Here is a 13,062-nt window from a genome sequence, read left to right on the forward strand (position 1 = left end):
GTAACCTCTCCCAGAACAGAAGGGTGGCCCGCTCACTTCCCCTTCTGGATCTTCACGACCGAGATCTGCCCATCCACCCGGTCGGCCTGGAAGCGGACCTTGTCGCCCGCCTTCACGCCCTTCAGGACGGACACGTCCGGGGCGCGGAACACCATTGTCATCGCGTCCATGTTCAGGTTGGGAATGGCGGCGTGATCGAGGGTGATCTTGCCTGCCGCCGCATCCACCTTTTCGACCGTCCCCGAGACCGTCGGGAGCTCCTGGCTCGGCGCGGCCGCGGGCGGTTTCGATGGGGGCGCCGCAGGAGCAGGGGTCGGGTTCACGGCAACTGTTGGAGCGCGTGCAGTGGGAGGCTTGGCCCGGACCTGCCACTCCTTCACCTCTGCGATAGCCCGGTTCTGGTCATCAACGATTTTCTGCGCAATATCGCGCAGCCGGGCGTCGCCGCCGTATTCCAATTGCGTCCGGGCGAGGAACACGACGTCCTCGTGATGGGCGAGTAGAAGGAGGGCGAAGTCATGGTCCGGTTCGCCGGCTAACTGCGTGTCGCGAACCCGGTTCGTCATCACCTCCCGGACCCGCTCGAACGCGGCCGCGGCTCCCCGAGCGGCTTGGGCGAAGGCCGGACGGCTGGCTGGTAGGAGCGCCGAGCCAAGAGCCCCGGCGGCGAATGCAACGGCTATTATGACAATGCGTGTCATGAGCGGCCTTTCCGAAAGGCCGCCCCGCCGAGCGGGGCGGCATGGGCTTATTTGCCCTTTTTGATAGAGGTGACGGTGATCTGGCCATTCACGCGGTCAGCAGTGAACTGGACCTTGTCGCCGGCCTTAACTGTTTTCAACATCGCGGGATCTTGCGCCTTAAAGACCATGGTCATGGGATCCATGCCGAGGTTCGGGATGGCCTGGTGGTCAATGGTGATCTTTCCGGCAGCGGCGTCGACCTTCTCAACCTTGCCGGCGACAGTGGGAGTCGTTTGCGCAAGAGCGGATCCGGCGGCCAATCCGGACATCATTGCGACAATGAGAGACATCTTCCTCATGTGGATCCTCCTGGGTTGTTACTTGACCACCACGACGCCGTGCATGCCGGACTCGTAGTGGCCAGGGATCAGGCAGGCGAATTCAAAGGTTCCCGCCTTTGTGAAGCGCCAGACAATCTCGTTCGAACCTTCCGGCGCGAGCCGCTTTCCGTTCGGATCGTCGTGCTCCATGTCCGGGTTCTTCTCCATCGCGATCTTGTGCTTGGCGTTGTGCTCGATCGTGTCGAGCATGAATTCGTGGTCCGCCTTGCCCTGATTTTTGAGCACAAACCTGACTTGCTGGCCTCGTTTCACCTCGATCCGATCGGGAGCAAATTTCATCTTGGCGTCGTCGGTCTCGTGCATGGAGACCTCGATGGTTTTCGCAACCGGCTTTTTCGGGTCGCCGGGCTCACCAGCGCCAAAGGTTTTGTGGCTGTGCCCTGGGGCCCCCGGACCAGCCAGCGCCAGCCCGCCTGAAAGAGCCAGGACCGCAAAGGCGGCCATCAATCGCATTGTCATCCTGTTTCTCCGTGTGTTGTTCAATGATTGCCGTGGCCGGCGCTGGCGGCCTTCACAGGCCGGGTGCGCGGGTCAACAGCGCGGAACTCAGTTGCCTTCACGCCGCTGTCGGGACCAGAGGATCGGACTGGTTCAGCGAGCTTCTCGCCCGTCCACTCGTAGGCGACGGTCCCCTCCGGGTGCTTGTACCAACCCGGGTCCCGGTAATCGTCGGCGGCCAGCCCGGGCCGAACCTTCACGACCGAGAACATGCCGCCCATCTCCACCGGCCCGAACTGGGCGAAACCGGTCATCATCGGCAGCGTGTTGTCGGGCAGCGGCATTTCCATCGAGCCCATCTCGCCCATGCCGGAGCCCCCCATGGGCATGTAGCCGGCAGCGATCTTCTTCAGCGCCGGCGCGGTCTTCTTCATGTTGACTCCGATATAGGTTTTCACGCTGTGGCCCATTGCGTTCATCGTGTGATGCGACTTGTGGCAATGGATGGCCCAGTCGCCCGGCTTGTCGGCCACGAAGTCAAAGGCGCGCATTTGGCCGACCGCGCAGTCCACCGAAACCTCCGGCCAGGCTGCGGCCTCAGGCACCCAGCCCCCGTCCGTGCAGGAGACCTTGAAGTCATGGCCATGCATGTGGATCGGGTGGTTGGTCATAGTCAGGTTGCCGAAGCGCACCCGCACGCGGTCGCCCTGGCGCACGACCAGTGGATCGAGGCCCGGAAACACCCGCGAATTCCAGCACCACAGGTTGAAATCCAACATGGTGTTCACCTTCGGCACGTAGCTGCCGGCCTCGATGTCGAAGGCATTCAGGAGGAACACGAAATCGCGGTCGACGCGGCGGAACGTCGGGTCGCGGGGATGGACCACGAAGAAGCCCATCATGCCCATCGCCATCTGGACCATTTCGTCCGAGTGGGGGTGGTACATGAAGGTGCCGGACTTCTGCAGAATGAACTCGTACACGAAGGTCTTACCGGGTGGGATGTGGGGCTGCGTTAGCCCGCCGACGCCATCCATGCCGTTCGGGAGAAGCTGCCCATGCCAATGCACGGCCGTGTTCTCTGGGAGTTTGTTGGTGACAAAGATGCGCACCTTGTCGCCCTCGACAGCCTCAATGGTCGGGCCGGGTGACTGGCCGTTGTAGCCCCACAAATGCGCCTTCATGCCCGGCGCGAGTTCCCGCACCACGGGCTCGGCCACGAGGTGAAACTCCTTCCAGTCCCCGTTGGTCCGCCACGGCAGCGTCCAGCCGTTCAGGGTCACGACGGGCTGGTAGTCCGGGCCGCTCTGGGGAAACAGCGGGGGCTGCATCGTGGCCTGGTCCATAGTGGGCGCCTCGGGCAAGCCCGCCGCCTGGGTGCGGCCGCTGATGGCGGATGCGCCCACGAGCGCCAGTCCGCCGCCTGCGCCGAGCAGGCCTCTGCGTGATAGGTTCATGGTGGTTCCCGTTCAATGGCCGCCGGCCGCGGGTGCGGCCGAGGCTGTCGCGGCCGCGCTGCTTTCGCCGCCGCCCACCCCGCCGCCCACAAGGGCCGCCTTGAGGTCGGTTGCGGCGATCCAGAAATCGCGGCGTGCATTGATGGCGTCTACGTTGCTCAAGACGCGGGCGCGCGCGTCCGTGATCAGTGCAGTCACATCCACGAGCATGCCGCTGTATTGCAGCAGCGCCTGGTCCTGGATGGTCTTTTGCAAGGGCAAGACGCGGCCTTGGTAGTGGCGCGCTAGGTCGTAGTTGCCGCGATAGCGGAGATAGGCCTCTCTCGCTTCCGACCGCACGTTGACGGCGCGCTCGGCCAAGCGATTTGCGGCCGCCATGTAGGCCTCTTGGGCGTTCCTCACGCCGGTAGCGCCGAAGTCGTAGATCGGGATCTGGAACTCCACCTCCAGACCGCGCCGTCTAATCTTGTCGCGTTCGAGTTGTGGGCCGTCCGGTCCCTCGACCACGCTCTTGCTGCGCTCGTAGTTGGACAGGCCGGCCAGCTCAACGTCGGATACGAACCGCGTTGCGCCCGCCAAGCCATACTGCCCGGCGGTTGCATCCAGGTCGTGCCTGAGCGCCTGCAGGTCCACGCGCTTTTCGAGCGCACGCCTTTCGACATCGCGGGCTGATGGAACGGCCGAAGGCAGAGCAGGCAGAGATGCTGGGAGCCGGAAGTCAATGTCCCGCCCCCATAAGCCGAGCTGCCGGATCAGCCGCTCGCGTTCCACCTGCTGGTCGATGCGGGCCCGTGCGAGCTGCGCCCCGAGTTCCTGGTAAAAGGCGTGCTCACGCGCCTGCTCAAGCTTATTCATCGCGCCTGTTTCGCCGAGCTGCTTGGCGAGTTCGGAGGCAGCGGCCGCCGTCCCGAGCGCCTGCTGCATGAAGGCGACGCGCTGGTTGGCGGCCACTGTCCGATAGTATTGGCGGCGTGTTTCTGCAGCGAGGCGGAGCACCGCCTCGGCCGTCCGAAACTGGGCCGCTCGGAAACGCTGCTCGGCAATCGCAGCGCGGGCCGGCAATGTCGCCAGTTCAAACAGTCCGACCAGGATCTGGCGTTCAATCTCGAGTTCGAGGCTGCCGCCAAGGCGGGACAGGCCGATCCGGGGGCTTGGCGGCAATGTGGCCTGCACGTAGGCGGCCTCCGAAACCCCGAGATCGTTGAATGAGGCTTGCAGGCCCCGGTTCTTGAACAAGGCAATCTGGACAGCGCCGTCCGGCGTCAGAGGCCGGCGCAGGAGCGCCTCGGCCTGGCGCTGGACCAAGCCAGCAGAGGCCTCATCCGAGACCTTGACGATGTCCTTGCCAAGCTCGGACTGGGCGAGCCCCTGCGCCGTCGAGAGGCCGCCATCGGAAGAGAAGGACGCGCAGCCGGCAAGCAGCAGCGAAATGCTGGTGAATATGATTGGTGAGATGCGGGCCATGATCATCGGCCCTTCCTTGCAGCGTCATTCGAGCCGCCGCGCTCGGGGGCGCCCGGCGCGATGCTGCGGTTCAGCTCGCGCCAGTCCTTCGGCTCGACCACGTCGTAGGCGCGGACGCCTGCGCCGACGGGAGCGTATCGGGGCTGGCGGATCGCGACGGTCGGGTCGGCGGGAGCCGTCAGATAAGGCGGCGTCGCGGACGAGCATGCGGCCAGCGGGGCAAGCATGCCCAGGATGGCGAGTGTCATCGGATTCATCGGGATGTCCGTCCCGGTCGCCATTCAACGCATGATGGCCTGGAGAGCCATCATCGCGGAGCGGGATACCGGATGAGTCAGGGCGAGGCGGCCGGCAAGCGGGCGCGCCGAAGGGTGCGGGCGATCAAGCGCCCGCTGCCTGGCTCAAATGGTTCGCGGCGGGCGGTCTAGGCCGCCTGTCGTCGAGGCCTTTACCTGTTCATCCCTGATTAAGAACAAGACCGACGTTGTTCCCAAGGGGGATTCTAAAGGCGAACTACTACTGATCTGAAACGCAAGGCAAAGGCCCACGCCGCAGCACCCCTTTGCTCCATCAGGCTGTGCGCCTTGAGTCCCCTCGCAGCCTTTCAAAGTGGGGTCGCACGCAGAGGCCGGCCCGTGTGCGCCCTTGTGCGCGTGGGCTGATTGCAGAGCATGCTCCTTTATCACATAGGTCGCCGCAGCCGCACGATGACTTTCATGCGCCATCGCTTTGGGCATGGCGAAAGGCGCCATCGCGAAAGTGATTGCGAGCAGGAAGCCAATGATCTGGGCCTTGAAGCGCAAGTAGGAGACACTCCTGTAAAAGCGGATTTGTCTCATAGTTGGGGGAAGCAGGCAAGCCGACAAGGCGCCACTGGTCGAATGCGACTAGGATTGAGCACGGCCCGGTGCTCCTGTCCCTACACTTGCTCGCCAGCTTCTGGAGGGCATCGCTGACGCACTGAAGCTCGGCTATTTTGCGGTTAAGATCTGCGACCCGGCTTTCTACAAGTGCGCGGCCGCCGGAACGATCCTCTAAGGTGTCCAGCCTAAAAAGCTCTCCGATTTCCTGAGTGTGAACTACGCCGCTTGTTCGTGTCGTACGAAGCGCAGGCGACGCACTCACTACTGTTCACCGTTCATCTCGCCTGATCAAAGGTGTCTTAACTGCCTTAGGTCCCTAGTGCGACGCGGCGCGCTCAAGAGCTCGTGATAGCTTGAGCCTTCACGGCCAGGCGCAAACATGACAAGTTCCCGTTTATGTTCGGTCGTTCCGTCATGCGCATGCTTGCCATGCTTGCAGCCATCGGTCTGTTCCTCGCGCCCCTCTCCGGGGCCCGAGCCGCACCGTGGTCGCCGGCGGATGTCACTGCGACAATGGATGACGGCATGCCGTGCTGTCCCCCGGCCAAGCCCGTCCCTCCTGACTGCCAAAAGGGGTGTCCGCTCGCCGCCTTCTGCTTCGCAAAGTCGGCTGCTACGCCCAGCAAGGGACCGGAAGCGCGCACGGCTTCCCTAAGGGCGGCAATAATTCGACCACTCGACGACCCGCGCCTGGACGGACCACTTCAGGGTCCGCCACTTCGACCTCCGCAGTCCTGAGCTTAGATCCGTCGAACGCGGATGGCCTCGCTATGGGCCGGCCTCCGCATGCATCCGGTCAAGCTCAGGACAACCCACATGACAATCAAAGGCCCAGTCGCAACTGCGGCGCTACTTGCGCTGACGGTGGGCGCGCCAGCGCGCGCTGACGTTAAGGACTACGAGTTCCAACTGGTGACGACGGAGGCGCGGCAAGGCGAGGCGGTCGTCGCCGTGCGGCTGATCGACCGGCGCTCCGGAAAGCCTGTGCCGGACGCGGTGATCTTCACCAAGCGCCTCGACATGGAGCCCGATGGGATGGCCGCTATGACGTCGGCCATCGACCAGGTGGCCTCAGGAGAGCCGGGGGTTTATCGCTTTCAGACGAAGCTCACCATGGCGGGTCGGTGGCGGATTTCACTCGGCGCTAAAGTCCAGGGCGAGGTCGGCACTGTGGAAGGCAGGCTGGTCCTGAAGGCGGGGGAGTGAGCCGCCCTGCCTGGAGCGTCCTTGTGCTGGCCGCGCTCGCGGCCAGCATCCTGGGCTATGGCGCCGGCCGCGCTCCGTCAGGCGCCTTGGACTTGTGGGGCAAGACACGCGCGCTTCTCGGTCAGGTCCCTGCAGCCGATCAGTCGACCCGCAACGACCCAGGAGTCGGGCCTGTTGTTTATTACCGCGACCCTGATGGCCGGCCCGCCTATTCCTCGGAGCCGGCCCGCACGGCCGACGGGCGCAATTTCTTAGCGGTGCGCAGAAGCGCCGATCTCAGCTTCGACGACCCGGCGCAACCCGGCGTAAAGGAGGCCAGAGCTTCCGGGCGCGTCCTGTACTACCGCAACCCGATGGGCCTGCCCGACACCTCCCCAACGCCCAAAAAAGACTCGATGGGCATGGATTACATCGCGGTGCGGGAGGGGGAGGACGAGCCGGGCGTTCGGCTCTCTCCCGGGAAGCTGCAGCGCACGGGCGTTCGCTCGACGGCCGCCGAACGTCGCGTTGTCGCCATGGCCGTGCGAGCGCCCGGCGTGGTCCAGCTAGACGAACGCCGCGTGTCCGTGGTGGCCCTGCGCTCGGACGGCTTCGTCGAGAAGGTCGAGAACGTGACGACCGGGGACCGGGTCCGCAAGGGCCAGCCTCTCCTCCAGCTTTATTCACCGGAAGTGTCGGCCGCGGCCGCCCAATATCTCACGGGTCTCGGCATCGAGGGCGCGCGGCGGCGTCTGGAGAATCTCGCCGTCCCGCAGGAGGCAATAACCGAGATCGAGCGCAGCCGCCGCGCTCCGACTTCCTTCACCTGGACGGCGCCGCGGGACGGGGTGGTGCTGGCGCGCAACGCGGTGGAGGGCATGCGGGCCACTGCGGGGGAGGCGCTGTTTCGCATCGCGGACACCTCGTCCGTGTGGGTCGTCGCCGACATACCTGAGGCAGACCTGGCGAGGGTCTCGGTCGGGCAGGAGGCATCCGTCACTATGCGCGGATTACCCGGCAGAACGTTCATAGGCCGGGTGACCATCATCTACCCGCAGGTCGAGAAGGTGACTCGCACGGCGCGTGCCAGGATTGAGATAGCCAACCGCGACGGGGCCTTGCTTCCCGATATGTACGCCGAGGTCTCCCTGGCGACAGGGCCAAAGGCCGAGGTCGTCGCCGTGCCCGACAGCGCGGTCCTCGACACCGGGGCGAGGCGGCTCGTTCTGCTCGACATGGGCGAGGGACGCTTTGAACCGCGCGATGTGGAGACCGGGTCGCGCGGAGGGGGTTGGGTCGAAATCCGATCCGGCCTGGAGGCCGGCGAGGCGGTCGTCACCGCCGCCAACTTCCTGATCGACGCCGAGAGCAACCTCAGGTCCGCCCTCCAGGGCATGGCCCACGAGGCGGAGGCGTCGCCATGATCGCCCGCCTGATCGCCTGGTCCGCCCGCAACCTCCTGCTTGTCCTAATTGGGGCCGTGTTTGCCGTCGCAGCGGGCCTGCAGGCTCTGCGGACGTTGCCGCTCGACGCCATTCCCGACCTCTCCGACGTGCAGGTCATTGTCTACACCGACTACCCGGGGCAAGCGCCCCAAGTCGTGGAGGACCAGGTCACCTATCCGTTGACCACCGCCATGCTGACGACCCCTCGGTCGAAGGTAGTCCGGGGTTTCTCGTTTTTCGGAGCCTCGTTCGTCTATGTGATTTTCGAGGACGGCGTGGACCCCTACTGGGCCCGCAGCCGCGTTCTGGAGTACCTGAATGCGGCGTCGCGGCGCCTTCCCACGGGCGTGACTCCGACGCTCGGCCCTGACGCGACAGGGGTCGGGTGGGTCTATCAATACGCGGTGGTGGCCGCCGGCATGACCTTGGCGGAGCTGCGCTCGCTCCAGGACTGGGTTGTTAGATTTGCTGCATCGCGGGGGGAGGGTGTCGCGGAGGTCGCCGGCGTCGGCGGCTTCGTGAAGCAGTACAACATCGTGGTCGATCCGCGCCGCTTGCGGAGCCAGAGCATAACGCTGGCGCAGCTGCGCGACGCAATCCGGGCCAGCAACGCGGATGTGGGCGGCCGCACTCTGGAACTGTCCGAGTTCGAATTCATGGTGCGGGGCCGCGGCTATCTCCGCTCCATCCAGGACATGGAGAACATCGTTCTGCGGACTGAAGCGGGGACCCCGGTCCGCCTGGGCGACGTGGCGCGGGTGGAGACCGGACCGGACGAGCGGCGCGGCGTCACGGAACTCAACGGCGAGGGGGAGGTGGCAAGCGGCATCGTCCTGCAACGCTATGGCGCAAACGCCCTGAACGTCATCCACAGCGTCAAGGAAAAGCTTGCGCAGGTGGCCACCGCGCTGCCCGAAGGCGCGAAGATCGTGCCGGTTTACGACCGCTCGCGCCTGATCGAGGCCGCCATCGAAACCTTGAAGGGTACGCTGATTGAGGAGAGCGTAATCGTAGCGCTCGTGTGCGGGGTATTTCTTCTTCACCTGCGAAGCGCGCTTGTCGCCATCCTGATGCTGCCAGTCGGTATCTTGCTGGCGTTCGCGGCCATGCGGCTGATTGGGCTCGGGTCGAATATCATGAGCCTGGGCGGGATTGCGATTGCCATCGGCGCGATGATCGACGCGGCCATCGTGATGGTCGAGAACGCCCACAAGCGGTTGGAGCGAGCAGCGCCTGGCGCGAGCCGGGTGGAGGTGTTGGCGGGCGCGGCCGCCGAGGTCGGCCCGGCGCTGTTCTTCAGCCTGCTCGTCATCACGGTGTCGTTCCTGCCGATTTTCACCTTAGAGGCTCAGGAGGGGCGAATGTTCGCGCCTCTGGCCTTCACCAAAACCTTCGCGATGGCGGCCGCCGCCCTGCTCTCGGTGACCCTCGTTCCGGCGCTCATGGTTGTCTTTGTGCGGGGCCGGATCGTGCCGGAAGCCCGCAATCCGGTGAACCGGGTTTTGATCTGGGCCTACAGGCCGGTGATCCGGGGTGTGCTTCGGGCGAAGTGGACGACTCTGCTCGTTGGAGTTTTGGTCTTGGCGGCCACGATCCTTCCGGCCCGGCAGCTCGGCTCCGAGTTCATGCCAGACCTGGACGAGGGCACGCTGATGTACATGCCGACCACACTGCCGGGGCTGTCGGTGACCAAGGCGGCCGAGCTGCTGCAGATGCAAGACAGGATCATCAAATCCTTCCCGGAGGTAGAGTCGGTTTACGGCAAGGCCGGACGGGCCGGCACGGCCACCGATCCGGCCCCAATGGAGATGTTTGAAACCATCATCAACCTGAGACCGCGAACCGAGTGGCGCCCCGGCGTCACCGTCGCCGGACTAAAAGCCGAGTTGGATAGGGCGCTTCAGTTTCCTGGAGTGTCCAATGCGTGGACGATGCCGATCCGGGCCCGTATCGACATGCTATCGACCGGCATCCGCACTCCTGTGGGCATTAAAGTGTTCGGGACTGACCTGGCCAAAATGGAGAAGGTCGCGCGTGAGGTGGAGGCGGTTGTTCGGGGAGTGCCGGGCACGTCGAGCGCTTACGCGGAGCGGGTTGTTGGTGGGTACTATTTGGAGATCACCCCTGACCGTGAGGCGCTCGGCCGGTACGGGCTGTCCGTTGGAGACGTTCAGGACGCCATTGCCGTCGCGCTTGGCGGAGAAACGGTCACGAACACGGTTGAGGGCCGCGAGCGCTACGGCGTGACCATTCGATACCCCCGCGATCTCCGCTCCAGTCCCGAAGCCATCGCCACGGAGGTACATGTAGCCATGCCAGGCGGGGGGACTGTGCCGCTAGGGCAGGTCGCGAGCGTGACCCGCACACGTGGGGCGACCTCGATCCGCACCGAAAACGGGCAACTCGCGGTCTATATCTTCGTGGACATCGCCGGTCGTGACCTGGGCGGGTACGTCGCCGAGGCGCAGAGCGCGGTCGCTTCCAAGGTGAGCTTCCCGCCGGGGACTTACGTGCAGTGGAGCGGCCAATTCGAATACCTTGAGAGGGCCAAAGCGCGCCTCCAGGTGGTTGTGCCTGCAACGCTGCTGATCATCTTTCTTCTGCTCTACCTGAATTTCAGGAGGCTGACGGAGACCCTCATCGTCATGCTGTCCCTTCCCTTCGCGCTGGTTGGGGGCGTTTGGCTCATGTGGATGCTGGAGTTCAACCTTTCGGTTGCGGTGGCAGTAGGCTTTATCGCACTGGCCGGCGTCGCAGCGGAAACTGGGGTTATTATGTTGATCTACTTAGACCAGGCGCTAGACGAAATCAGGCGCGAGCGCGCGATTGCGGGCGAAACGTTTACGCGGGACGACCTGCACGAGGCGATCAGGCTGGGCGCGGTGGAGCGCGTCCGCCCCAAGATGATGACCGTAACGGCGATCATGGCTGGCCTTCTGCCAATCCTGTGGAGTTCTGGTGCGGGCTCGGAAGTTTTGCAGCGGATCGCCGTCCCGATGATCGGCGGCATGGTGTCGTCCACCGCGCTAACGCTGGTCGTCATCCCCGCGCTATACGCGATCGTCAAGGGGTGGAAACTGCCCGTGCGGGCGGTCGCGGACACCGGACCAGAGCGGGCGCGGATGGCCGCTGAATAGCTGGGGGGCGGCCTCAGGCCGCACTGTCGGCCTTGTATCGGCCGAACGATTTGGGTCCTCCTTGGCTGAACAGGACAAGGTCGTAGGATTCGCGGCGCGTTGGGCGATTCCATGCCGAGCGAGCCGACGGGCATGCGGGCGGGGATAACCCCTTGCCGATTGGTGCTCGAAAGTAAGGCAGCCCGACCCACGAACTTGCATTTCGGCGAACACGCGCCCCTGGCATCTCCATGCCAAATGGCTCGGAAGCGTCGCCATAAAAAATGGCGGATCCAAAAACAGGATCTGCAGAAAACGTGCGGCACACAAAAGCTCATGGTCCGAGCGGCGAACGCCGTCAGTCCTGAGCTTCCATGGGCCTTAGCGGTCTCCGACGCGATGGGCGGTTCCAAACCAAAGCCTTGTTGGTCGAAGCTCGCTTCGGGAGAACGGCTGAAACAACCGGCCCAATGAGCGACTATGACCGCGGAAAGTCCACGGCCGACGAGAACTCCCTTCGCGTGATGGGCTACACGCTCGACGAGATCGCGGGCAAGCACCACGGCATATTCGCAGAGCCCGTGTATCGCGACAGTAATGAATCCATGCAGGTCTGGGCGAAGCTAAACCGCGGCGAGTTCGACACCGGCCAGTACCGCCGGATCGCGACAGGCGGCCGCGGCGTCTGGCTACAAGCCAGCTACAACGCGGTGATCGACTCCTCGTGCAAGCCGATCAAGGTGGTCAAGCTCGCGTCGGGCATCACCGCTCAGGTCGCTACGCGGACCGATCGCCGCTAGAGCTCAAGGGGCTCGCGGGCGATCGCATTGGATGGTCTTCCGAGGCCGAAAGCGTGGAAGCGAACGGAACCTGCAGAACCACTTGTCCAGCTTGGTCGCAAAACACAAACTCGCAATCGCTGGCGCTCTGGCCGAGCTTCGCCGCCTCGGCGATGATCTCCCTTGCGCCTTTCACCGCCTCGTCCCTGGCAGTCGCCAGATCGTTGAACTCGAGCCCCACCTGATCGTAGGACACGTTCGAACCTCGTCTAACGTGGACGTAATAGCGTGGCATGCGGACTGAACGTGAGCGTGTGAGGCGAGTTCCCGCAAAATCGGAACGAACGGACTATTATCAATCCTAAGTCGAGTTCCCGACGGACGCGGAACCGTGAACGTAGCTATGATGAACTCCTGCTATCCAAGCTGGACGGGCCTCTCAGGCTATGGTGACGATCAAAGAAGCAGCGGACTGGGGCGGTGCGCCGAAGGCAGCTATCGCGCGGGGTATCGTCAGCAATCGCTTGCTTGCGTCGCTCTCTCCCACGGATCGTGCGCTGGTCGAGCCTCATTTTGAGCCGGTGCACCTAAAGCAGGGCGAGGTGCTCTTCACGCCGGGCGACGACGTCGTGAAAACGCATTTCCCGGTCGGGAGCGCGATGCTCTCCTTGATCGTTCTCACCTCAGATGGCCGCGCTGTCGAGGTGACGTCGGTCGGCCGAGAAGGCGCCGTCGGCGGGATCGTATCGGCCGGCGCGAAGCCGGCCTTTGCCCAAGCCGAAGTTCAGATTGCCGGCGTAGCGCTGCGCATTGAGACGTCGCGTCTCGAGGAGGCGAAGGTGCGATCCGCATCATTTCGCGACCTGTTCTCTAGATACGCCGATGTTCTGATAGCGCAGATCATGCAATCGGTCGCTTGTAACGCACTACACTCCCTCGAAGCTCGGTGCTGCCGCTGGCTCCTGGCGACGCAGGATCGGGTGAATAGCGCCGAGATCCCGCTGACCCAGGAAGCCTTGGCCGAGATGCTCGGCGTGCAGCGGACAACCGTTTCGGCGGTAGCTCGGTCGCTGCGTGACCGGGGACTGATCCGGTATGCGCGCGGCCAGATCGTGATCTTGAACCGCACCCGCCTGGAGCAGGCAGCGTGCGAGTGTCATCGATCTGTGAATCTTCATTTTTCCAAGGTGCTGCCCGAGGTCAAGCCGCAACAGATCGTAGCGAGTTAGCG

At 64.2% G+C, this 13,062-nt stretch carries 12 protein-coding genes; 5 read left to right on the forward strand and 7 right to left on the reverse strand.

The window, feature by feature from the left end:
* Positions 1-32 precede the first annotated feature (32 nt).
* From IEV99_RS07385 to IEV99_RS07410, 6 genes are read right to left on the reverse strand one after another with little or no spacing between them, the layout of a single operon-like run.
* Positions 33-701, reverse strand: coding sequence for a copper-binding protein (locus tag IEV99_RS07385; protein WP_188517021.1), 669 nt, complete (start codon positions 699-701; stop codon positions 33-35).
* Between the two features lie 47 nt (positions 702-748).
* A complete protein-coding gene (locus IEV99_RS07390) occupies positions 749-1,042 on the reverse strand; it encodes a copper-binding protein (protein ID WP_188517022.1) in 294 nt (97 codons plus the stop codon).
* Positions 1,043-1,060: 18 nt separating this feature from the next.
* Positions 1,061-1,543 carry a cupredoxin domain-containing protein gene (locus IEV99_RS07395; protein WP_188517691.1) on the reverse strand — a complete coding sequence of 161 codons (483 nt, stop codon included), beginning with the start codon at positions 1,541-1,543 and terminating at the stop codon, positions 1,061-1,063.
* Between the two features lie 20 nt (positions 1,544-1,563).
* A complete protein-coding gene (locus IEV99_RS07400; RefSeq protein ID WP_188517023.1) occupies positions 1,564-2,979 on the reverse strand; it encodes a multicopper oxidase family protein in 1,416 nt (471 codons plus the stop codon).
* Between the two features lie 12 nt (positions 2,980-2,991).
* Entirely contained in the window at positions 2,992-4,449 is a 1,458-nt protein-coding gene (locus tag IEV99_RS07405) for a TolC family protein (RefSeq protein ID WP_188517024.1), read from the reverse strand.
* Positions 4,446-4,700 carry a hypothetical protein gene (locus tag IEV99_RS07410; RefSeq protein ID WP_188517025.1) on the reverse strand — a complete coding sequence of 85 codons (255 nt, stop codon included), beginning with the start codon at positions 4,698-4,700 and terminating at the stop codon, positions 4,446-4,448. Before IEV99_RS07410 ends, IEV99_RS07405 begins: the two co-directional genes overlap by 4 nt.
* A gap of 1,422 nt (positions 4,701-6,122) precedes the next feature.
* Between IEV99_RS07410 and IEV99_RS07415 the strand changes: the two genes are divergently transcribed.
* From IEV99_RS07415 to IEV99_RS07430, 4 genes are all read left to right on the forward strand, one after another.
* Positions 6,123-6,512 (forward strand): FixH family protein, encoded by a 390-nt coding sequence (locus IEV99_RS07415; protein WP_188517026.1) that lies wholly within the window; start codon positions 6,123-6,125, stop codon positions 6,510-6,512.
* On the forward strand, positions 6,509-7,915 hold the full coding sequence (locus IEV99_RS07420) for an efflux RND transporter periplasmic adaptor subunit (RefSeq protein WP_188517027.1): 1,407 nt from the start codon (positions 6,509-6,511) through the stop codon (positions 7,913-7,915). Before IEV99_RS07415 ends, IEV99_RS07420 begins: the two co-directional genes overlap by 4 nt.
* Complete coding sequence (locus IEV99_RS07425) at positions 7,912-11,073, forward strand: efflux RND transporter permease subunit (protein WP_188517028.1); 3,162 nt, start codon at positions 7,912-7,914, stop codon at positions 11,071-11,073. Before IEV99_RS07420 ends, IEV99_RS07425 begins: the two co-directional genes overlap by 4 nt.
* Before the next feature lie 449 nt (positions 11,074-11,522).
* Positions 11,523-11,852 carry a PAS domain-containing protein gene (locus IEV99_RS07430; protein WP_188517029.1) on the forward strand — a complete coding sequence of 110 codons (330 nt, stop codon included), beginning with the start codon at positions 11,523-11,525 and terminating at the stop codon, positions 11,850-11,852.
* Here the strand turns inward: IEV99_RS07430 and IEV99_RS07435 are convergent.
* Positions 11,830-12,126, reverse strand: coding sequence for a DUF6894 family protein (locus tag IEV99_RS07435; RefSeq protein WP_371875766.1), 297 nt, complete (start codon positions 12,124-12,126; stop codon positions 11,830-11,832). The two genes, IEV99_RS07430 and IEV99_RS07435, sit on opposite strands and share 23 nt — an antisense overlap.
* 151 nt (positions 12,127-12,277) lie before the next feature.
* Here IEV99_RS07435 and IEV99_RS07440 point away from each other — a divergent pair, with 151 nt between their 5' ends.
* Positions 12,278-13,060, forward strand: a complete 783-nt coding sequence (locus IEV99_RS07440) for a Crp/Fnr family transcriptional regulator (RefSeq protein WP_188517031.1) — start codon at positions 12,278-12,280, stop codon at positions 13,058-13,060.
* Positions 13,061-13,062 lie beyond the last annotated feature (2 nt).

It is taken from the genome of Alsobacter metallidurans (genome assembly GCF_014636935.1).
Taxonomy (GTDB): Bacteria; Pseudomonadota; Alphaproteobacteria; order Rhizobiales; family Beijerinckiaceae; genus Alsobacter; species Alsobacter metallidurans.